Raw genomic sequence first — 19,919 nt, 5'->3', positions numbered from 1 at the left:
CGTTTTATAGCAGACCTTGCATCAATGCGCTTTGATACAGCAGTTTGGCACGTGCACCCGTACCACAAAACATCAATATGGGTTTTGGCATCGCGTGATAAAAGGCGGCAAACTGTTCTACAGTCAGCATACTCAGGCGCTCATCATCAAAGGGCAGATGGTGATAAGTCAAATTCGCTTTTGCCGTTGCATTAATAAAGTCGCAGCTGTTGGGCTGAGTGTCGACCTCGGCATCAGGGCGTATATTGAGCACTGAGTGATAACCCAGTTCCGCAATCTTGATGCATTGGCTCGGATAAATTTGCTTATAAATCGTTAAATCATTGGTCATAAAAGGGGTCGTTTGCGTTTATTAAGGAATGTAAAAAACAATAAGGCGTCAATTTGACGTTTAGAGGCTGTTTTATGTCGTTTTGGCTTGGTTTAGCTTGTTGAGATTCAATTTAGTTATACAACAAGCTAGCATACTATACGCTCTATCATAACGATATTTTGTTGCAGACATCAATAGTGATTGTATGGTTGACGCAAATATTAGGGGATGTTCAATACGGCTTGAGTATTCAGCTTCAGTATTTAAATTAAATGTTCAACTTAAATATTCAAATTTGCTTTAGCTCATTGACGGCGTCCATGGTACTAAGATACACCTGTCCTGATAGCTCAGTGATCAGTGGGGTGTGCTCGATGATATCCATAACTGGGCCTTTGATAAAGCTAAAGTGTAAATGCTTGTCTTGTAGGGCAAGCTCTTGATTCAAGGTGCTGAGCATTTCTTGCGCAGTCAGATCAATGTGGTTGACAGCAGACATAATAAGAACCAGCTCATGCGCTTCTGGATACTGTTGTAAAGCATTTAAAATACGCCGATGTACCGATTCGCTATTACCAAAGAACAGACTCTCATCGATACGTAGCATCAATAAATTATGAAAAGTGACAACATCGTGACGATTGATATTGCGAAAGTGGCCCGTGCCAGCCAATTGACCAACGATGGCGACATGAGGTTGGCTCGACTGCCAGATGAGACTGGCAAATGACACCATGAGACCGATGACAAGGCCAGTATTTAGCCCAAATATCAGTACCCCAGTAAACGCGGCGATAAAGCTTGCCCCATCTAAGCGATCTCGTTGCCAAGCGGACTTTAAGGTGGCAATATCGATTAAACCAATGATTGATGCCATGATGGTTGCGCCAAGTAAGGCATAGGGTAGCGGGGCAAGCGCATTGCTAAATGCTATCAGCGCTAAAACCATGACCAGTACCGTCATGAGACTGGCAAGTGGCGTCTTGGCACCTGAGTCGACGTTGATAGCCGTCCGTGAAAACCCGCCTGCCACGGCAAAGCTCTGAAAAAGTCCGCCGGAAATATTGGCGAGTCCAAGCCCCGTTAGTTCACGATTGGCATCAAACTTCTCACCGCGCAGCCGCGCATAAGTACTGGCGACGGAACTGCTGGAGACAAAGATAATAAGCGCCATGAGTCCTGCAGTTGGTAAGAGTTTAAGTGCTTCTTGGATATCTGGTAGATGGGGCAGGGTAAAACTCGGTAGCCCTTGCGGAATACTACCGATAGTGGCGACGCCACGCGCATCCCAATGCAGTGCCATACTGAGTAAAATGGCAATTCCCAGTAAAATAAGCGGAAACAAGCGCTCCGCCCATTTGGCAGAGGAAGAAGACAGCCACGTTCGCCACACCCATTTGCTACCGTAGCGATTTATTAATAAGAGGGCAAAGGCGATCACGCCAATCAGCAAGGTCAGCGGGTGTAGCTGGCGCGCATATAACTGCATCGTCGATAGATAGCTAATTAGGCTACTACCTGCTATCGGAATATCCGTTAAGTATTTTAGCTGACTGACGAAGATAAGAACCGCCGCGCCGCTCACAAACCCTGCCGATACGCCGCGGCTGATAAACTGCATAATCCAGCCAAGCTTGAGCCATCCTGCGATCCAAAGCAGCGACCCTACCATCAGTGCCAATAAACTTGCCATTAGAGCATATTGTTCCGGGCCCCGATCAGCGTAAGGCAACAAACTACTGGCAGTCATAATAGCGGTGATGGCAACCGGTCCGACTGCTTGCACATTGCTAGAGCCGAGCCAAGCGTAAACGATGACAGGCACAATCGCTGCGTATAGACCGTAAACGGGTGGTAAGCCTGCAAGTACGGCGTAGCCAAGACTCTGCGGTATCACCAGTACGCCCACCACCAGTCCAGCGATGACGTCAGTCGGCAAGGCAGCCAGCTGATACTGGCGCAGCCAAATGGGAATGAGGCGAGCGGCGATAGAGGTCATATCAATACATCATCACAATAAATAAAGTTAAAAACAGCTAAGAACTCAATAACCAGTTAGGCATCTGTTTTGGCACAAAAGCGCTCATACAGTAAATGTAGCACCGCCAAAGCGTCGTCGCTGGCGATACTATAATAGATTTGCTTGCCGTCGCGCCGTGTCGTGACCAGCTCATCCTTGCGCAAGATACCTAACTGCTGTGATAGGCTCGGCTGCCCAACACCGACCAAACCCTCAAGCTCACTGACGCAATACTCGCCTTGTGTCAGCTGACAAAGGAGGAGCAAGCGATCAGGATGTGAGAGCGACTTTAATAATTGGCTGGCTTGCATAGACGCTTTTTGCATTTGTTTGGCAAGATCTATCGGCGCAAAGTCTGCGTTACTATCTGACGCAGACTCGATAGTACGGTCAGTAGAGCTAGCCAATGCTGAGGTGGAAGTTGTCAGAGTGAGCTCCTTATATAAAACCGCGATAGAGGTCGTGCGGCTTGTATAAAAGTAATGTGTGATTACCGTTAATTATCAATGATATCGCAATCCATAGCAAGTTATCATTATTTACATTATATAAATTGATAAATTGTATGACGGTTGCTATATTGGTATTAACGTTACGAAAGCATATTAGGACAGGTTTAAAACCTGAAGGCTAATGTCGACATTGTTCTTGATGTTGCCGTCAGCGTTAAGATTAACGGCAACTATTTATAACCATTTTCAAGATGTGTTCGTTTACGTATTAAACATTGTATATGACCACCCATTATACTGAAAGAATGGGTGGAAGATTGACATCATCCTATAAAAACAGAGAGGCGGCCATGCAAGTTCATTCGTTCTTACATAGCGACACCGAGACTTATACCCATGTACTCGCAGACGTTCAGCAGCAGCTGTGCGCCATTATCGATCCGGTATTGGACTTTGACTCAAAGTCAGGACGTACGAGCACCAAGAGCGTAGACGAGGTCATTGAGTTTGTACGTGAGCACGGTTGGCAACTGCTGTATGTCATCGAAACCCATGCGCATGCCGATCATCTCTCAGCGGCTATCCATGTTAAAGAAAATCTCGGCGGAGAATTGGTCATCGGTCAGCATATTACCGAAGTACAAAAAATATTTAAGCAAATTTTTAACTTTGATACTAGCTTTCGCACCGATGCCAGCCAATTCGATATTTTGACCGACGAAGGCGACACGTTAGCGCTTGGCGATATTACGATCACAGCCATGTATGTGCCCGGTCACACACGGGCGGATATGGCTTATCTGGCGGCTGACAAAGAAAAAACAGTGGTCTTCGTTGGCGATACCTTGTTCGCGCCTGACGTCGGTACAGCACGCTGCGACTTTCCCGGTGGCGATGCCAAAATGCTCTATCATTCTATTCAAAAGCTACTCGCGCTCGATGATAATACAGTCATCTATCTGTGTCATGACTACCCAGGCCAAGGACGCAAGCACTGTCCAACCACTACAGTAGCGGCGCAGAAGCTAGGAAATATTCATGTGAAAGATGGTATCAATGAGGCAGAGTTTGTGCAGATGCGTGAGCGCCGCGATTCGACTCTTGAGATGCCGCGTCTGATTATCCCGTCTGTCCAAGTTAATATCGATGCCGGACACTTTCCTGCACCGGAAGACAATGGCACGCGTTATTTGAAAGTACCGATCAATGTCCTTGGTGGATAAGCTAAATAGTGCTGCAATAAGTGATATTATCTGTGTCGATCCAGCGGTTCAGATGCAACCAACTTGGGCAAATAGCTTATAGATGAAAATGCCAAAGTTGAATTTTTAAGACAATAAAACCATCAAAATAATTAGAATAGGAGATATACAATGAGTGAGCAAAACTCGCACGTGGTATGCCCACATTGCCAAGCCACCAATCGCGTACCCGCTGCCAAGTTGGCGGCTGATCCAAACTGCGGTAAGTGTGGTCAGCCATTATTGACCGCTAGCCCGCATGAGCTAAACGGACAAAGTATTAATAAAGTTATTCAAAAAAATGAGCTATTGACTGTCGTAGACTTTTGGGCGAGCTGGTGTCAGCCTTGTATTATGATGGCACCGGAGTTCAAAGCCGCTGCTGGTCAGCTGCCGCAAGTAGTGTTTGCCAAAATCCAAACGGATAAATATGAGCAGGCGGCAGCGCCCTATAATATCCGTAGTCTACCGACGATGGTGGCCTTCAAAAACGGTAAAGAAGTGGCGCGTCAATCAGGGGCGCTTCCTAGCAATCAAATTGTCCAGTGGATAAGAAGCCTAAATTCTTAAGCATTGCTTGAGTTTTTACTCATAATGATTGGACACAAAAAAGCCAATACGCTATCAATGTATTGGCTTTTTTAATGCTGAAACAGTGGTATCTGCATACTATCAAAACGATAGCGAATAAGCATCAAGTGATTTTATTCACCATAAATCTTAACACCATTGACGAAGCTACAACGCTGAATACGGGCCGATTGGACAATCGCATCACGCTCACCATAAAGCCGTGATAGTTTGGCATCGCGGGCTTTGGTATTGTTGCTTTTGCCCACACCAAAACTGATATTCGGTGAGATGCCCCAGCGTCCTGCTGAAACTCCAACACCGACGCCTGACGCGGATAAGGTTGATTGCTCATTACGCGCGGCATCAACGTAACGATTGACGCGGGTATACTCTTGGCTCAGTGCTTGGCAGTCATAGCTCTGATACGTACTTGGCGGCACATATTGCGGCGTGATATTACCAGTAGAGGCGCAGCCTGAGAGAGCCAACATACCGGCTGATGCCAAGAGTGTCGCTATAGTAAGGTTTTTCATAATGGCTCCATAGGGCTAAGTAATGATAGGTGCAGTTGCTAAACTTTTAAGTCAAATAATCGTAATTGCTTTGCTAGGGCGTGTCTTCAATTTATCGATAGTCATCTAAATGGGCTAAATCTTGCCAAACATCGTCAAATAGCTGGTTAATATCTCGATATTATCTACGCTGTTTTTCTTGTTTGACGGCAATTTATCTCATTTTTATCACCATTTTTGCAATGAAGACACGCCCTAATAATTATTCGCTTGCAAATGATCCTTTTTAATAACGAACATGCCTTAAACAAGCATGCAAGGCATTGTATTTATTTAAGATAGCAAAAATAACGGGATTAAGATATTAAAAATATACGCCTTAGTAGACGTTTATCTTGCAATCCCGCCATCACTTTATTCAAGCTCAGTCAGATATAGAGTGGCGATTAAAATAAATTATCAGGTTTGCTAAAGGCCAGTAATACAATGCCGATATAAGCCACGGCAGCGATAAGAATGCCTATTTTGGTTTGACCCGATGTCGCGTGAGGATGAAAAGCTTTGATACTGGCGCTAATAGCCGCTACGAGTAGGATTATTTTGGCAAATACCCATTGTACTGGCGCATTGGCATTCATCAGTTGCATCAGCATCACGGCGCCTGACACGATGAGCAACGCATAGAGGACATGGGTGGCTATTTTGAACACGCGTGGCGCTCGTCGATTGGCGCTTAATGCCAGATAGCTTTGGTATAAAAATAGCACAATCACCAATACTGCCATGAGCATATGTAAATGTTTCATCGAGTGTCATTTCCTTTAACGGGGCAATTTGCAAGTTTTTAAAAAAGCACGCGATGTCAGCTGTTTAAGTGGCAAGCACATCGTGAGCAACGTGTTTCTAATAATTGTTATTTAACTTAAAAATTGGCTACAGCTTACCTAGCTTTTATTTTGTCCGGCACATAGCGGGCTATCAGGACTTTGACCTTGCCATTCGGTTGGCGTATAAGCATGAATCGCCAAGGCATGTACTTGACCACCCTGTGAGGTCAATAAGGTGTTAACCAAGCCATATATGAGCTGATGACGCGCGACCAAACGTTTGCCTTCAAAGGCATCGCTCACAATAGTCAGTTTAAAATGGCTTTCTTTACCCTCGAAATAACCTGCATGATTCATCGATTCATTGATTAATTCGATATGCTGCGGTTGTAAGCCCTGTAGCTCCTGATGGAGCGCGTCGGCAGTCGGTGAGTGGGTACTCATAAGAATCCTTTATTTTGTGAAGCTTAGCAGTCTTTGAAGCAATATTTGAGACCGTATGATGACCATTATAGCAGACGCTGATAACTGTACAGAAAGCTATTAGACGGACCATAACACAGCCAATCGCTTTAAACTAATGCCGCCATTAAGTTGTCAGTCAAAAACCTAAAAAAGCAGAGTACAACCCATGGGCTGTACTCTGCTTTTGGTAAGCTATCAACCTCTATATGAGACATTGACAGCTGATAACTGACAGCCGATAACTACTAGCCAAAATAGCTATTAACGACGTGACTTTTGGTACAGTGGCATCACTTTAGGCATCAATGCTTGCAGTTGGCTAATGCGATTGCTACTGTTTGGGTGAGTGCTTAAGAATTGTGGTGGCTCGCCTTGACTGGCGCGCTGCATTTTTTGCCACAAGCTGATAGCTGCTTGCGGATTGTAGCCTGCACGTGCCATTAGCTCAAGACCGATTTGATCCGCTTCCGCTTCTTGGGTACGACTGTGTGGACGACTCAAACCTAAATCCCCAGCGACGTTTGCTAGCTCAGCCTGACCTTGTGATAGCCCAAAGATACTCGCTGCGACGCCGATACCCGTCTGAGTAGCATACTCGCGTGACAGACGCTCACGTGAGTGCTCACGCAGGGCATGAGACATCTCATGACCCATAATCGCGGCAATCTCATCATCCGTCAGGTTTAGACGATCGATAATACCTGAGTAAAACATGATTTTACCGCCCGGCATGACAAAGGCGTTCAGCTCATTGGATTTAATGGTATGTACTTCCCATTTCCAATTAGCCGCATCAGGACGATATACACCCACTTGACCGATCAGACGGTTAGAGATGCTTTTTAAGCGATTGAGCTGCGCTTTATTGGTATCGAGCACGCCGCGCTTACTGGCCTCTTGCAAGTTTTTATTATAGCTTTGCGCTGATAGTTGCTGTACTTGTTCACTAGAGACCAAAAGTAGCTGTTGACGATCAACGCCGACAGCACCAGTAGTGGTAGTGCTGGTACAGCCAGTCAAAGTAAGTGCCGACAATGACGCGGCCATCACGGTGGTGGTAAGTATTTTTTTCATAATAAACATCCTCGCTGTAAATGATAAAAAGTAAAGTTAAACAAAGTTAGTAGTAGCGGAGTAGTCCGGTAACAGCAGAGCGGATAGAAGGGCAGTTTATTATTAAAGTTTTACTACCGTCTACCAATCTACTTGATCAGTGAAATTTTACCCGAATGACAATAAGCCATAAGTATAATAATGTTAACAACCTAAAACCAAGGCAGAAAAAGTAACAATACAGCGTATGATTGTAAGTGGCAGTAATAAAGCGGTATTGATCAAATGAAATAGGTATCGACAAGAATGACGTCACTTTTATTCATTTTTCATCCTTTCATCTTTTTTCGTAAGACTATATAACAGCGGGTTGATAATGACTTGTTAATAGTCAGATTCGTGGCAGATAAAAAAACAAAGAGAAATAGTGGTTATTTTGCTATTATTTTATTAAATAATTTTAACAGTTCTGATGGCTGGATTGATTGTAAAATCAAACGTTTATGATAAGCGTGCATACAAATACAACCAAAAAACGCTGAGACTGAATAGAAATGTGAAAAAAGTGATTGACACACACAGAATATTTGCTAAAATAGCCAGCCTATCGAGACGTAGTAGTTAACAAGTTGTTAGCAACATTACGCTTTGATATTAAGCGGGAATAGCTCAGTGGTAGAGCATAACCTTGCCAAGGTTGGGGTCGAGAGTTCGAATCTCTTTTCCCGCTCCAAATATGGCTCGTTTAGAGCACTAAAGCCTCACTTCACAGTGAGGCTTTTTTTATGGGTAAAATTTGAGAGTGCTGTTAGGAGATGTTGAGCACTAAAGTTATTCCAGACCCTAATATCGATACATCACGCACTGCTGATTGTTTTTTCATAAAAAAAGCCGAGCAATTCGCTCAGCTTATCTTTAGAATCCAAACCTCAAACTGCTTACTTTTTCATAGACCATGCTACAGTTTTATTGCCGATCCAATTGACCCAGCTGACGGGGAAAAAGCGTAACTGCAGTCTAATTAAATTTGCCATGACACCTGGCACCACGAGGAACTCCCGTTTTTCTACGCCTTTTAGCATGGATTTGACCGCATCTTCAATTTTGAGCTCGCCTGCCAGCTTTTTCATACCGACGCCAGCTTCTGCCATGACACCGACTTCGGCTTGCGTGAGTGGTGTGTCTATCGGCGGCGGCGCAAAAACGGTGATGTCGATACCGAGTGGTTTCCATTCAAAGCTGATAGACTGCATCATGCCCCAGATAGCAAACTTGGAGGCGCTGTAAGAGCTGTAACCGTAGCTACCAGTAAACGATGCCATCGAAGCGGTCACCATTACTTGCTTGCCACGTGATAAGAACGGACGTATCGCTGCTAAGACGTTGCGCGTGCCAAATAGATTGATAGTCATGACACGCTCAAATTGCTCTTGACTCATGTCATCAAACGTCCAAGGACCTGTGATACCCACGAAATGCATCAAGATATCTGGCGCTAGCGTGTCGGCGGCAGTGGCCATTTGCTTGGTAGTCATCTCTGCATCGGTGACATCGAGCTTATAAGTTGCAATCGAGGCATCGTTTTTATTCATGGCTTGCAAGGCGGACACCGCCTTATCAAGCGACTGTACGTCGAACAATACTAGATTTGAACCTTGCTTGATTAGCTGCTTGGCGGTCTCAAAGCCGATGCCTGAAGCGGCACCAGTGATATAGACCGTTTTGTTTGTGAAGTAACCCATTAAGCGCTTTCCTTCTGTAATGAATTACTTCTTAAAGCCTCTGCCTGTAAGGTGCCGAACTTGGCTTCACCAATCAAATGGCTGACTTTATGACCGGGGATAAGCCAATAGGGAGTTGCTTCACTGCTTGAGGCACAGTTAGGAAAGTCGGGGTTTTTCGACGGACCCGCAATGGTTTTTTCGACGACCATAGAGATATATTGCTCATTACTGCCTTCTAAGGTGTTACCGTTTAAGATGACTTCCATACCAGTGCTTTTAGCATAATCACGGATAGCATTGACCTTTGAGTTCATAGGTGCATAAGCGTCTGCGCCGACGCCGTTTTCTGAAGTCACGTGTATGCCGTCTGGTACGCGCGCGACCAATGAATGGTTGCCTTCGGTATGACCGGGAGTATGCACTAGCGCCAAGCCTTCGCCCAGCTGAATGCTGCCAGTAAACTTAATGACTTTGGCAGGATCAACGCCGTCGATACCATTAGGGCAATACCACTCCGCCTGCACGGGCAGTAGGGCTGTGGCGCTAAGCCATTCTTTTTCGTGTACCAATAGCTTGGCATTGGGAAAGTAAGCGGGTCGGTCGTATCAGCCGTCGTGCCTAGCCATTGACGGACGTCTTGAGTATGCAAGTGATCGTAGCTGATGTAGTCAATATCTTCTGGGGCGAGACCCACTTCTGCTAGTGCCTGTGTGACGTCACGAGTGATGGGGGCGACCATGTTTTCGAGCGGTGACCAATTCGGCATCTTATTCGTTAGGCGTTTAAAAAAAGGCGTCTCACGGTCAGCATCGATGTCAGATGGCGAAAATAGCAAGGTCTTTAATTCGCCCAAAAAGTTACGGAACTGCACGATGAACAGACGATTGAGGATGTGAAGGTAGGGGAATTTATAAGTGCTCTGCGTATAGACGCCACTGTAGGCGTACCAAGTGGGATAGGGGACTCTAACCATGTCCGCACTTTGGTAAAACTGAACGCAGGGCTCATCGATAAAGCGCTCTCTAAATGCCAGTGCTTGCTTGCGGGCGATGTTGAGGCGCTCTTGTGGTAATGGACTTTGACGAATATCATCAAACTCCTGAATGGCTTTCATGCCGAGTGATGTTAAATCCATGTTGCATTTCCTTATGACTGATGGATAGATTTCTGAAGATTATAGTAGCAACATTATTTTGTTCTTGATAGCAGTATTTAGAATACTGCTAGGTTTACCAAGTTTTATCAAGTAGGTTAATAAGGCATATTAAATAGTTCTATTGAGCGTATCAAAATTCATCCCAATAAGGGTTATCACCAAAACGTTCTGCAATAAATTCAATTAGATAGCGGCAGCGCTGTGATAAAAAGCGGTTCTTTGGGTAAACGGCATAGGCATGGAGTGCGGGTAATTTATATTGCTTGAGAATAGGTACTAGCTCACCTTTGGCCAATCTTTTATAAGCGATAAAAGTTGGGATAAAAACGATGCCGTGGCCTTTTACCGCCAAATCAACTAAGAACTCACCATTAGTCGCTTTGATCTTGGCATTAATAGTATGGTTATGTTTTTTTCCTGTCGCATCAGTCAGCTCGAGATTGCTGGTTTTACTAAGACCATACTGCAAAAACTCATGTTCTTGTAGCTCTTCTAGTGTCTCAGGCATACCCATCTTTTCTAAATACTCAGGGCTTGCGCAGAGTGCATAACGAATCAGCGCCATCCGCTTTGCTTGATAACTGGAGTCTTGTAGCTCCCTAATACGAATGGCCAACTCATATCCTTCTTCAATCAAGTCAACGTGTCGATCAGAAAAGTCTAATTCAAAGTTCAGGTTAGGATGCTGGTCGGCGTATTCTGCGATGACATCATTTAAGTGCATCAGTCCAAATGACAAGGGCGCGGTCATTTTTAGCGTGCCTTCAATACGCGTGGGGGCACCACTGGTTTGCTCATTGAGCGCATCCACCTCACTCAAGATATTGTTCACTTGCTGATAATATTGCTCACCAGCCTGCGTTAAGTTGGATTGGCGCGTGGTTCGGCTGATTAATTGGCTACCCAAACGTGTTTCCAAATCCTTTAAACGACGGCTGACGGCAGACTTGGCAATGTTTAGCTGTTCTGCAGCTTTAGTGATACTACCTGCTTCGACGATGCGTACAAACATCGCCATATCCTCTAGCTGTCCCATTATTGATGCCTCACAATTGTTATCAAAATCAGAACTCATATTTGTGATTATTGCCGTTTATCTAGGTTCAGTCAATATATACAATGGCGCTATTACTTAGTCAAACACTAACAAACACTTTACTGGAGAATACTTATGAACAATTTACAGAATCTTAGCGCACCAATTGGTCGCCTATTTTTATCGATGATTTTTATCTTTTCAGGCTTTGGCAAAATCTCAGGTTATGCAGCGACGCAAGGTTATATGGATTCGATGGGTGTGCCTGGTATGCTATTACCGCTAGTCATTGCGCTTGAATTGCTAGGTGGTATCGCTATTCTAATCGGCTTTAAAACTCGTTTGTTTGCTGTCTTAATTGCAGGTTTCAGTATTTTATCAGCGTTTATGTTCCACCAATTTTGGTTGGATGAGTCACAAATGAATCCATTCATGAAAAACATTGCGATGGCTGGTGGTTTCCTAATGATATTTGCTCATGGTCCTGGGGCTTATTCAATTGATAATAGCCATACTCGCAAAACCTCAGTATAGTCATTGAAATTTCATCACAAAAAGGAGTCGCTATGAGCGCAGCAACGACCATTGCCCTAGTCATCGGTAGTTTGCGAGAAGAGTCGATTAACCGCAAGTTTGCAGAATATATTGTGTCGCAGTTACCAGAAAGTGTCACGGTAAATGAAGTCAATATTGCAGACTTGCCCCTTTATAATCAAGACTATGATGACACAACGATTGAAAGCTATGAGCGGGTGCGTCAGCAAATTAAAGATGCTGATGCCGTGTTGATGGTGACACCCGAGCACAACCGTACGATGCCAGCAGCGCTGAAAAATGTGATAGATATCGGTTCACGTCCGTATGGTAGTAGCGTCTGGACTGACAAAAAAGTCGCTGTGGTCACGGCTTCTCCAGGTACTTATGGTGGTAGAAGTAGTGGCCTTGATGTGCGCAAGAGTATGCAGATGCTATCCGCAAAAATGATGATTAGCCCTGAAGTTTACTTGAGTCATGCTACTGACAGCCTTGATGAAGAGGGTGTCAGCAGTGAGCGCACGCAGAAGTTTTTGCAAAAATTTGCTAGTGAGCTGGCCAAATTTGCAGAAAACAGCGGTGTCTAATTCAGTACCTGACAGCAGCGCATCTAAGCGTAGCGCGCACGGCAATAATCAACCAGCACCGTTAAGTTTTTGGCAGCGTTATCAAGCGCCTGTCTTATTAACGCTGGTTGGCGGTGCTATTGATACGATTGGTTTTATCACTTTATTCGGCTTTTTTACGGCCCATGTCACGGGTAACTTGGTGATGGCTGGTAGTGGATTGGTCAACGGTGAAGACGGGCTTTGGATCAAGCTTGCAGCTTTACCGTTGTTTATTTTGACGGTGATGGTAACCAAGATATTTATCGATAAAAGTCATAAACCACAGTTGATGTTGAGCCATTTGTTTTTGGCAGAGGCGCTTTTCTTAACTGCATTTATGGTAGCCGGTCTATATTTCCAGCCTTTTACAGATGCTGGTGATATCACGGTTGCCATAACTGGCGGTTTAGGCTTGATTGCTTTGGCCATTCGCAATACAGCCAGTAAAACGGTGATCAAACATATGAGTCCGACGGTATTGATGACCGGCAACACCACACAGCTTGGTATCAATCTGACGGATTATTTGCGTAATCGAACGCCTGACAATGCTAAAAAATTGGTTAATAGCTCAGCGTTGGTATTGAGCTTTTTGCTGGGGGCGCTAGTGGGCGCGCTGTTATATCTCAAGTTGAGCTTTTGGGCCGTTGGCTTGTTCGTGCTACCCGTATTATATTTATCGGTTATGGCACGTGATAAAGACTTTTTAAGTCATATTGGTTAAGTGTTTTTACGCTATTCACAGTCGATCGCTGTTGGACTAACTATTTTGAAGCCTATACCGTGCTAGCAGTATTGAAACTGTAAAAACAAAAAACGCCTTATCTAGCAGATAGGGCGTTTTTTGTTTTTAAGTTATAGTCAGTGAAAAGCAATATCGATATATCAGCAATACCGTCGCGCTTTTAAGATATTTTAACTATATATGGATTTCAGCATAGTAAACACTTAAGGCGTTGCGTTATGGAACACAGAGTTGTCTTGGTACTCTGGATGTTTATCAATATAAGCTTTTACATAAGGGCAAGTTGGTTTGACTCGTAGGTGCTTAGCCGCGGCATCGTCTAGGATAGTCTTGACTAAATAGCCTGCAATACCACGTCCGCCAAGCGCTTCTGGCACTTCAGTATGTTTATAATCAATGCCTTTTTCGCCTTGACTGGTAGTAAAAAACTCATAGTCTTCAAAGGCGATATGACCATCCACGTCAATTTCAAAACGTTGTTGTTCAGTGTTATCGACCACTTCATAATCCAATGGTTGCTTGGTTGACATACTTAAACTCCTTTGTATAGTAACGCTTACTTTTTTAGTGCTTTATTAATGTTTTTGATTATCACTATTCAACAGACCCTAACGTTTCTGAGTCGATCTCAATCATAGTAACAGTTAAAAATACTGTCTCTGTTATGATTATATTACCTTATCTAAACCGCTTTATTGTTCTCTGAATTAGAATAGTCATTTGCGATTATCTTGGTTTATCTATCCTTAGACAACAATTATAATAGCTCCACTGTTTAAATACATTCACTAATAATAAATTTATAAACCTATTGATAACCAAGGATAACTTATGAAAACTATCTATCATGCAGCAGATTCTCGTGGCGACGCTAACCACGGTTGGTTAAAAAGCCGTCACACCTTTAGCTTCGCTAACTATCACAATCCAGAACGTATGGGCTTTGGTGCCTTGCGTGTGATTAACGATGACTTCGTTATCGGTGGTCAAGGCTTTGGCAAACACTCACACCGCGATATGGAAATTATCAGTATTCCATTGTCTGGCAAGCTTGGTCATGGTGACAACATCGGCAACAATGGCATCATTGAAACAGGTGAAATCCAAGTGATGTCGGCCGGTACTGGTATCACTCATAGTGAGATGAATGGCGATGACAAAGAAGACGTAAAATTCTTACAAATTTGGGTTATCCCAAACAAAATGAATGGTGAGCCTCGTTATCAGCAAGTACGCATGGATGAAATCATGCAGCCTAATGAGTTTAATCAAGTGCTATCACCAAATGCTGACGATGCGGGTGTCTGGATTCATCAGAATGCTTGGTTCAGCATGGGTGACTTTGATAAAAACGTGACGCAGACTTATGAGCTAAAAGACCCAAACAATGGCGTTTATATCTTTGTCATTAGCGGTAAAGTCGTCGTAAATGACAACACTTTGAATACTCGTGATGGTCTCGGTATCTGGGATACTAAGAACTTCACAATGGACGTCATCGATGACGCTAAAGTCCTATTGATGGAAGTACCTATGTAATTTTAGGCAACTTAGGTGGTTTCAGGTCGCCCTGAGTCTAGCTAAAAAAAACTAACAAGATAGTTATCGGAGTCGGTAGCTATCTGTTAATAAAGTCTAAAAGCCAGATGCTAGCAGCGAACATCTAATAGTCAGAACTGAGAGACAAATGCATCCCCTATCACATAATAAGAGGTGACTCATGACAATTAAAAAGTTTGAACCACGCATTGCTGATGTCGGTGGTATACCGATTGCGCGCTTATTGCCGAACAAAGGCAAAAAACCTATCGGCGCTTGGTGCTTTTTGGATCATGCTGGTCCTGCCGAATTTGGTGAGGACGAGTCAGGCATGCAAGTCGGTAGACATCCGCATACCAATTTGCAGACCTTTAGTTGGATGATTGAGGGCGAGGTTTTACATAAAGACAGCTTGGGTAACGAGCAAGTCATCTCCAAAAACCAAGTCAATGTCATGACCGCAGGTACAGGTCTTAATCAAGGTATCAGCCACACCGAGCAGAGCGTGTTTCCTGACACTGGTGGCTCAGCAGATGCCGCCCGTGGTATCAGCATGGTACAGCTGTGGATTGCGCTACCGACAGATCAGCAAATCGAGCGCAATTTCCATCATTATCCAGAGCTGCCAATGTGGAGCGAAGATAACGTTGATATGATTCTCACCACGGGCAGTTATACCAGTGTAACTGGCAAGCACTATGAAGCGCCTACCATACAGTATTCAAAACTGATCGGTATCGATGTCAACTTCACGCAAGATGGTGACGTGACGCTCAACTTAGAGCCAGGCTTTGAGTACGGTATCTTAGTCTTAGAAGGCGAGATTGAGTCTGAGGGCGAGATTTGCGGGCAAGATGAGCTATTCCGCTTCCACGATACTGACGTTGCAAATAACAAAAGCATCAGACTGGTTGCGAAAAAAGGCACTCGGGTGATGTTCATCGGTGGTGAACCATTGAACAACCAAGTACTCCTGTGGTGGAACTTCGTTGCCGACAATAAAGCAGAGATCGAACAATCCATCATCGAGTGGAACAATGGTCACGAACGTTTCGGTAATGTCGACTCTGATATGAAGCGTCTACCGGCACCAGAACTACCAGAAGGTTTTAAAGGTTGAATTATGTAATAAAACTTCTATAATACTATTCACTATTAAGTTTTTTTACAAAAAAGAAGTATGGATTTAATCCGTTTTTTCTTATAATAAAGCAGATTGGATTGGGGGATGATTATTTACTAACGCTCGTTAATATGAATGCGACAATGTTAGTTAGTAATCACACCCATCTAACCTTTATGTTATTGGTCTCAATCAATTTATATAAACATCATGGAGAATGTCTATGTCAGATTTACAGAAATTACACGAACTTGCTGAAAAGCGTCGTTCTATCTATGCGTTAAACGATCAGCTACCAGTCGAAAAAGAAGAAGTGGTTAAACTGGTTGAGCATGCGATTTTGCATACTCCTTCTTCTTTCAACTCGCAATCAACACGTATCGTTGTGTTGTTTGGTGATGATCATCAAAAACTTTGGGATTTAACTGAAGCAGCTTTACGTGATATCGTAAGCGCTGAACAAGACTTTGCCCCAACCAAGCAAAAAATTGGTGGTTTTAAAGCTGGTGCCGGTACGATTTTGTTTTTTGAAGATCAAACGTCAGTGAGAAATTTACAAGAAGCTGCACCACTTTATGCTGATAAATTCCCTGTATGGGCCGAGCATACCAATGCCATGCATCAGTATGTGATATGGACAGCACTTGCTAGCATCGATGTTGGTGCTAACTTGCAGCATTATAATCCAGTCATCGATAATAAAGTAGCGAGCACTTGGAACATTAATGACCATTGGGATCTGACTGCACAAATGGTCTTTGGCGGCATCGAGCAGCCAGCAGGCGACAAAGAATTTATGCCTGTTGAAGAGCGCATGAAAGTATTTGGTTAAGCCATTGTATTTATCTACAATGTAGATAAATACGAATAAAAAAGCGCCACTCAGCTATCTGTTGAGTGGCGCTTTTTTTTATAAAAACTATCAATGAGCTGTTCTAGTTAGTAGCTGCTTATAAATGATTGATAACGACTATAGTCAGTGAAAAGTAAGATTGATATATCAGTAATACCATCGAGTTTTTAGGATGTTTTAACTATAACGAGTGTCTAGTCATGCGGGCTTGTACTGATAGTAATCCGCTTAGTAAGCCACTATTTACGTCGCATGAGACTGTTAGCGACCCACGCTGGACCAATTAATAAAAACTGTAAATCTTCAAAAAACGAAGGTTTTTTGCCTTCGATTTTATGGCCGATAAACTGGCCAATCCAAGCAACGATAAAGACAGCTGCCCAAACTTTAAAGCCTAAAGGTAATAGCGTCATCACTGATAAGCAAATAAGAATAAATATACCCATTGCCAAAAATAAAGGCGTCGAGAGTTGCATATAAAACAGCAGCACCAAGGCGCTAAGCACCAAAGTAAACCAGACTGAAAATGACATGCCCATTCCTAACAGACTGACGAAAATAGTCGGGACACAGAGCCAATGGATTTTTTTGTTCACTAGATTTTGATGACTGACAGAATACTCGCTCAGCCATTGCTCAAGGGTACGTTTAGACATCTTTTTTTGATGAGTGCGAGACATACTAACCTCCGTGTTAGTAAATGGATGACTGGTAGTCGTTCAATGAATGAATCTAACGACGACTACCAGTTGTAGCACTAATTTGCACAATCTGCCATTTTATCTGGTAAACCGCACAGTTAAACTGCTTATATTATCGAGTGTAAGATAATCCATTTTATGCTAATAGTGTTGCTCGCTGCGATACCATTCATAAAGACCAACGAAAGAGTTGACTTGGTAGATGATGGTTTGAATGGCAAAGATATAGTTGCCTGACATGAGGTTCACAATCAGCCAAACAAAATTAACGATAATCCATAGCCACCAGCTAAAAGAATAACGCAGAATCATTGCGGCTTGTGCAGTAATAGACAATACAAAAGCAATGACATTAATCCAAAAGAAGGAGATAAAGCCTAAGAATAGACTGTTATCATCTTCTACGACTGCATATCCGTAACTAGCCAGTAAGTCATTGACGGTGGGGAAGAGTACCAAGCCGATAACAATAACTGCTGCGGTAATCACCCAAACTACTTTACTAGCAGATTTTGGTATCATATCGCCGTCAGGATCAGTGTGCTTTGACCAATAAAAGATACCGTAAACGTGGGTGAAAAAGTTAAAGAGGGGTGCGAGCATCAAGCCGACTGCGCCCGAAGTGGCTTGTACCACGACCTCGCCAGCAGTTGCGCCCATCCCAAAGCCATTGCCCATGACGTTTTTTCGGAATGACAGTGATACCACACAGATCAAACCAATAAATGAGACCGCTAAATAAAACCAATCAAGAGTGCTATGTTCGGTAGTGAGCCAAAACCCTGCTGATAACGCAATAACGCCGCAAATAAACCAGGTTATGATCCATTGCAGCGCCCACTTTCCAGTAATATTGTCTAATAGCTGAATGCGCATAATGCCTTTTTCCTCAAAGTATAAAAACGATAATGATTTTTTTATTGTTTACTATGCCACTTTTACTGCTTTTTGAGACAGCTATTTACCATAAATATGCTGATCGATAAAGCATAGTGCTTGCTGGTAGCGCGCATCGTAATCAGGCTGATCAACTATGTGCGGTTTAATATCATGACGGGCAAAAATATCGACGAGGCGCTGCTCAAAGCGTCCGCGTGCCTCAGGCGTGCCTAATGAGCGCATGCCATCGTCTACCCACGGCGTATTATTATCCAGCATAATCGTATAATCTAAGCGAAACTCATCGACACAGGCGGCGACGAATGGATGGCGGCGACCTTCGTACTCTTCACAAAATGCTTGAGTGGTCACAAAGTCAGTATCGACGATGGTGACAGGGGCGGTGGCCCTAGCAGCCGCTTCTCGTATCGCCTGAGCATGATTGAGGGCAATGGGACCATAATCACTATACTGTAGCCCAATCTCGCTGCCGCCCAAATCTGTACCGACATACAGCCTTCCCATCTCAAGCGCAAAGCTGGCACCATAATAATTGGCTAATTTGTGCACCAGTGTGGTCTTACCTGAGCTTTCGCCACCAACGATAGCAACGGTCTTGGTATAGTCGCCGCGTGCTTGTGGATGAAGCGCTGACCAGTGCGCCACGGGATTGCGAGCGATAGCATAAGAGTCAAACTCAGGCTGTAGCGAGGTAGTAACGACTGGCATCTGCAGTTGCTCTTGGATGCCGCTTTGCGCCAATGGATGGTTATCCGCCACGAATAATACCGTCTTTTCCGGTAGTGCTAATGCCTCTGCCAAACGTTGCAACTTGGCATTACTAACAGCGACATCAATATGAACATCAGCGACATGCTCGTGCAGTGGTAGCTCAATTTGATCAGTGGTATGAATATGAATAAATGCTAAGTCAGCGCAGGCCATCTGTAGCCAACGCGCTTTGTCCTGTAAGGTAATGGTAAAGTCTGGATGCGGTGATGGATGCGCCATGATGACGATATGCAAGGTCTTCGCTTGTCCTGCTGCTTCCAATATACTGCGCATCTGCCCCAAGTGTAGAGGCTCAAAATGCCCAATCATTAAACCCGTCTCGTACATAGCTGTCCTTATATATGTCTTATTTTGATTTTGTTATATTTTACTGCTTATCTAATATGGGTCTGATGCGGCTTTGTTAATTTATCAGCATGGTATAAAGGTTTGAACATAGTTACAGGTAGGTTATTGTAAACAGCCGTTTTATGCTTAGAAAAATACCATAAATCTACCAAATTTATCCTGCATGATTTAATGTTTTTCTGCTTTTATGGTTATGTTTACAATATGTCATAATTGATTGGAATATCAAAAGGTTAGAGTCGCTGTAGTAAAGCCGTAAGGTTATAGAAATAAACCTCACTCTGAAACATTTTGAAATATCTATTTAAAATCAGGGGTTTACGAGGCCTAATGACAGATTAGGGCAAGTTTAAGTAGCATAAACTCACAAAGTACGTCTACATACTCAACAGATAATATTTTAAACATTGCTATAATTATTCATA

General features: G+C 43.6%; 23 protein-coding genes and 1 tRNA gene. 9 read left to right on the top strand and 15 right to left on the bottom strand.

The features are described from left to right. Positions 1-4 precede the first annotated feature (4 nt). The 3 genes from ACSUPM_RS11565 to ACSUPM_RS11555 form a co-directional block, all read right to left on the bottom strand. Complete coding sequence (locus ACSUPM_RS11565) at positions 5-331, bottom strand: beta-lactamase hydrolase domain-containing protein (RefSeq protein ID WP_201583003.1); 327 nt, start codon at positions 329-331, stop codon at positions 5-7. Between the two features lie 271 nt (positions 332-602). Beyond that, a complete protein-coding gene (locus ACSUPM_RS11560; protein ID WP_350587903.1) occupies positions 603-2,312 on the bottom strand; it encodes a SulP family inorganic anion transporter in 1,710 nt (569 codons plus the stop codon). Between the two features lie 56 nt (positions 2,313-2,368). After that, on the bottom strand, positions 2,369-2,659 hold the full coding sequence (locus tag ACSUPM_RS11555) for an ArsR/SmtB family transcription factor (protein ID WP_025652361.1): 291 nt from the start codon (positions 2,657-2,659) through the stop codon (positions 2,369-2,371). Positions 2,660-3,135: 476 nt separating this feature from the next. Between ACSUPM_RS11555 and ACSUPM_RS11550 the strand changes: the two genes are divergently transcribed. Both ACSUPM_RS11550 and trxA read left to right on the top strand, forming a co-directional pair. After that, positions 3,136-4,008, top strand: coding sequence for an MBL fold metallo-hydrolase (locus ACSUPM_RS11550; RefSeq protein WP_025652362.1), 873 nt, complete (start codon positions 3,136-3,138; stop codon positions 4,006-4,008). A 150-nt stretch (positions 4,009-4,158) separates the two neighbouring features. Next, positions 4,159-4,596, top strand: coding sequence for a thioredoxin (gene trxA / locus ACSUPM_RS11545; protein WP_025652364.1), 438 nt, complete (start codon positions 4,159-4,161; stop codon positions 4,594-4,596). Between the two features lie 134 nt (positions 4,597-4,730). Here trxA and ACSUPM_RS11540 read toward each other — a convergent pair whose 3' ends face one another. The 4 genes from ACSUPM_RS11540 to ACSUPM_RS11525 all read right to left on the bottom strand — a co-directional run bounded on the left by ACSUPM_RS11540 (position 4,731) and on the right by ACSUPM_RS11525 (position 7,477). Next, positions 4,731-5,132, bottom strand: coding sequence for a hypothetical protein (locus tag ACSUPM_RS11540; RefSeq protein WP_025652365.1), 402 nt, complete (start codon positions 5,130-5,132; stop codon positions 4,731-4,733). Positions 5,133-5,557: 425 nt separating this feature from the next. Beyond that, the gene (locus ACSUPM_RS11535) at positions 5,558-5,917 is read right to left on the bottom strand and encodes a SirB2 family protein (protein ID WP_101212297.1); all 360 of its coding nucleotides are present in this window, start codon (positions 5,915-5,917) and stop codon (positions 5,558-5,560) included. Positions 5,918-6,055: 138 nt separating this feature from the next. Beyond that, on the bottom strand, positions 6,056-6,382 hold the full coding sequence (locus tag ACSUPM_RS11530) for a BolA family protein (RefSeq protein ID WP_436879963.1): 327 nt from the start codon (positions 6,380-6,382) through the stop codon (positions 6,056-6,058). A gap of 282 nt (positions 6,383-6,664) precedes the next feature. Further along, positions 6,665-7,477, bottom strand: coding sequence for a M48 family metallopeptidase (locus ACSUPM_RS11525; RefSeq protein ID WP_025652368.1), 813 nt, complete (start codon positions 7,475-7,477; stop codon positions 6,665-6,667). A gap of 637 nt (positions 7,478-8,114) precedes the next feature. Between ACSUPM_RS11525 and ACSUPM_RS11520 the strand changes: the two genes are divergently transcribed. Continuing rightward, positions 8,115-8,189 (top strand) — tRNA-Gly (locus ACSUPM_RS11520). A 205-nt stretch (positions 8,190-8,394) separates the two neighbouring features. Here ACSUPM_RS11520 and ACSUPM_RS11515 read toward each other — a convergent pair. The 4 genes from ACSUPM_RS11515 to ACSUPM_RS11500 all read right to left on the bottom strand — a co-directional run bounded on the left by ACSUPM_RS11515 (position 8,395) and on the right by ACSUPM_RS11500 (position 11,372). Beyond that, entirely contained in the window at positions 8,395-9,198 is an 804-nt protein-coding gene (locus ACSUPM_RS11515) for an SDR family NAD(P)-dependent oxidoreductase (RefSeq protein ID WP_173238801.1), read from the bottom strand. Next, positions 9,198-9,602: a hypothetical protein gene (locus ACSUPM_RS11510; protein WP_350587902.1), complete on the bottom strand. Its 405-nt coding sequence runs from the start codon at positions 9,600-9,602 to the stop codon at positions 9,198-9,200. Before ACSUPM_RS11510 ends, ACSUPM_RS11515 begins: the two co-directional genes overlap by 1 nt. Next, positions 9,602-10,315, bottom strand: coding sequence for a hypothetical protein (locus ACSUPM_RS11505; RefSeq protein ID WP_350587901.1), 714 nt, complete (start codon positions 10,313-10,315; stop codon positions 9,602-9,604). The genes ACSUPM_RS11510 and ACSUPM_RS11505 overlap by 1 nt, the downstream gene beginning before the upstream one ends. 151 nt (positions 10,316-10,466) lie before the next feature. Next, on the bottom strand, positions 10,467-11,372 hold the full coding sequence (locus tag ACSUPM_RS11500; RefSeq protein WP_101212305.1) for a LysR family transcriptional regulator: 906 nt from the start codon (positions 11,370-11,372) through the stop codon (positions 10,467-10,469). Positions 11,373-11,507: 135 nt separating this feature from the next. Here ACSUPM_RS11500 and ACSUPM_RS11495 point away from each other — a divergent pair, with 135 nt between their 5' ends. From ACSUPM_RS11495 to ACSUPM_RS11485, 3 genes are read left to right on the top strand one after another with little or no spacing between them, the layout of a single operon-like run. Continuing rightward, positions 11,508-11,906, top strand: coding sequence for a DoxX family protein (locus ACSUPM_RS11495; protein ID WP_350587900.1), 399 nt, complete (start codon positions 11,508-11,510; stop codon positions 11,904-11,906). 32 nt (positions 11,907-11,938) lie between these two features. Continuing rightward, complete coding sequence (locus ACSUPM_RS11490) at positions 11,939-12,493, top strand: NADPH-dependent FMN reductase (protein ID WP_350587899.1); 555 nt, start codon at positions 11,939-11,941, stop codon at positions 12,491-12,493. Further along, complete coding sequence (locus tag ACSUPM_RS11485) at positions 12,486-13,238, top strand: YoaK family protein (protein ID WP_350587898.1); 753 nt, start codon at positions 12,486-12,488, stop codon at positions 13,236-13,238. The genes ACSUPM_RS11490 and ACSUPM_RS11485 overlap by 8 nt, the downstream gene beginning before the upstream one ends. A 224-nt stretch (positions 13,239-13,462) precedes the next feature. Here ACSUPM_RS11485 and ACSUPM_RS11480 read toward each other — a convergent pair whose 3' ends face one another. Beyond that, positions 13,463-13,789, bottom strand: a complete 327-nt coding sequence (locus ACSUPM_RS11480) for a GNAT family N-acetyltransferase (protein WP_025652375.1) — start codon at positions 13,787-13,789, stop codon at positions 13,463-13,465. A gap of 301 nt (positions 13,790-14,090) precedes the next feature. On the opposite strand from ACSUPM_RS11480, the gene ACSUPM_RS11475 reads away from it, so the two are divergent. The 3 genes from ACSUPM_RS11475 to ACSUPM_RS11465 all read left to right on the top strand — a co-directional run bounded on the left by ACSUPM_RS11475 (position 14,091) and on the right by ACSUPM_RS11465 (position 16,753). After that, complete coding sequence (locus ACSUPM_RS11475; RefSeq protein WP_025652376.1) at positions 14,091-14,798, top strand: pirin family protein; 708 nt, start codon at positions 14,091-14,093, stop codon at positions 14,796-14,798. 181 nt (positions 14,799-14,979) lie between these two features. Beyond that, positions 14,980-15,918 (top strand): pirin family protein, encoded by a 939-nt coding sequence (locus ACSUPM_RS11470; protein WP_025652377.1) that lies wholly within the window; start codon positions 14,980-14,982, stop codon positions 15,916-15,918. Between the two features lie 226 nt (positions 15,919-16,144). Next, positions 16,145-16,753, top strand: a complete 609-nt coding sequence (locus tag ACSUPM_RS11465; protein ID WP_025652378.1) for a nitroreductase family protein — start codon at positions 16,145-16,147, stop codon at positions 16,751-16,753. A 260-nt stretch (positions 16,754-17,013) separates the two neighbouring features. Here the strand turns inward: ACSUPM_RS11465 and ACSUPM_RS11460 are convergent, their stop codons facing one another. The 3 genes from ACSUPM_RS11460 to nadR form a co-directional block, all read right to left on the bottom strand. Continuing rightward, positions 17,014-17,454 carry a DUF962 domain-containing protein gene (locus ACSUPM_RS11460; protein WP_025652379.1) on the bottom strand — a complete coding sequence of 147 codons (441 nt, stop codon included), beginning with the start codon at positions 17,452-17,454 and terminating at the stop codon, positions 17,014-17,016. A 162-nt stretch (positions 17,455-17,616) separates the two neighbouring features. After that, positions 17,617-18,351, bottom strand: coding sequence for a nicotinamide riboside transporter PnuC (gene pnuC / locus ACSUPM_RS11455; RefSeq protein WP_436879962.1), 735 nt, complete (start codon positions 18,349-18,351; stop codon positions 17,617-17,619). A gap of 81 nt (positions 18,352-18,432) precedes the next feature. Further along, on the bottom strand, positions 18,433-19,473 hold the full coding sequence (gene nadR / locus ACSUPM_RS11450; protein ID WP_201615971.1) for a multifunctional transcriptional regulator/nicotinamide-nucleotide adenylyltransferase/ribosylnicotinamide kinase NadR: 1,041 nt from the start codon (positions 19,471-19,473) through the stop codon (positions 18,433-18,435). Between the last annotated feature and the right edge of the window lie 446 nt (positions 19,474-19,919).

Source organism: Psychrobacter okhotskensis, from assembly GCF_965638355.1.
In the GTDB taxonomy this organism is placed as follows: Bacteria; Pseudomonadota; Gammaproteobacteria; order Pseudomonadales; family Moraxellaceae; genus Psychrobacter; species Psychrobacter okhotskensis.
Note: the sequence above shows the minus strand (reverse complement) of the source record. Positions and strands in the feature narration are given on the sequence as shown.

Bases quoted from the DNA above. Each gene is read 5' to 3' on its own strand.
- ACSUPM_RS11565 (WP_201583003.1), bottom strand. From the start codon at position 331: ATGACCAATGATTTAACGATTTATAAGCAAATTTATCCGAGCCAATGC.
- ACSUPM_RS11500 (WP_101212305.1), bottom strand. From the start codon at position 11,372: ATGGGACAGCTAGAGGATATGGCGATGTTTGTACGCATCGTCGAAGCA.
- ACSUPM_RS11465 (WP_025652378.1), top strand. From the start codon at position 16,145: ATGTCAGATTTACAGAAATTACACGAACTTGCTGAAAAGCGTCGTTCT.
- nadR (WP_201615971.1), bottom strand. From the start codon at position 19,473: ATGTACGAGACGGGTTTAATGATTGGGCATTTTGAGCCTCTACACTTG.
- ACSUPM_RS11505 (WP_350587901.1), bottom strand. From the start codon at position 10,315: ATGGATTTAACATCACTCGGCATGAAAGCCATTCAGGAGTTTGATGAT.
- pnuC (WP_436879962.1), bottom strand. From the start codon at position 18,351: ATGCGCATTCAGCTATTAGACAATATTACTGGAAAGTGGGCGCTGCAA.
- ACSUPM_RS11475 (WP_025652376.1), top strand. From the start codon at position 14,091: ATGAAAACTATCTATCATGCAGCAGATTCTCGTGGCGACGCTAACCAC.
- ACSUPM_RS11480 (WP_025652375.1), bottom strand. From the start codon at position 13,789: ATGTCAACCAAGCAACCATTGGATTATGAAGTGGTCGATAACACTGAA.
- trxA (WP_025652364.1), top strand. From the start codon at position 4,159: ATGAGTGAGCAAAACTCGCACGTGGTATGCCCACATTGCCAAGCCACC.
- ACSUPM_RS11515 (WP_173238801.1), bottom strand. From the start codon at position 9,198: ATGGGTTACTTCACAAACAAAACGGTCTATATCACTGGTGCCGCTTCA.
- ACSUPM_RS11550 (WP_025652362.1), top strand. From the start codon at position 3,136: ATGCAAGTTCATTCGTTCTTACATAGCGACACCGAGACTTATACCCAT.
- ACSUPM_RS11525 (WP_025652368.1), bottom strand. From the start codon at position 7,477: ATGAAAAAAATACTTACCACCACCGTGATGGCCGCGTCATTGTCGGCA.
- ACSUPM_RS11470 (WP_025652377.1), top strand. From the start codon at position 14,980: ATGACAATTAAAAAGTTTGAACCACGCATTGCTGATGTCGGTGGTATA.
- ACSUPM_RS11540 (WP_025652365.1), bottom strand. From the start codon at position 5,132: ATGAAAAACCTTACTATAGCGACACTCTTGGCATCAGCCGGTATGTTG.
- ACSUPM_RS11555 (WP_025652361.1), bottom strand. From the start codon at position 2,659: ATGCAAAAAGCGTCTATGCAAGCCAGCCAATTATTAAAGTCGCTCTCA.
- ACSUPM_RS11495 (WP_350587900.1), top strand. From the start codon at position 11,508: ATGAACAATTTACAGAATCTTAGCGCACCAATTGGTCGCCTATTTTTA.
- ACSUPM_RS11460 (WP_025652379.1), bottom strand. From the start codon at position 17,454: ATGTCTCGCACTCATCAAAAAAAGATGTCTAAACGTACCCTTGAGCAA.
- ACSUPM_RS11535 (WP_101212297.1), bottom strand. From the start codon at position 5,917: ATGAAACATTTACATATGCTCATGGCAGTATTGGTGATTGTGCTATTT.
- ACSUPM_RS11490 (WP_350587899.1), top strand. From the start codon at position 11,939: ATGAGCGCAGCAACGACCATTGCCCTAGTCATCGGTAGTTTGCGAGAA.
- ACSUPM_RS11560 (WP_350587903.1), bottom strand. From the start codon at position 2,312: ATGACCTCTATCGCCGCTCGCCTCATTCCCATTTGGCTGCGCCAGTAT.
- ACSUPM_RS11530 (WP_436879963.1), bottom strand. From the start codon at position 6,382: ATGAGTACCCACTCACCGACTGCCGACGCGCTCCATCAGGAGCTACAG.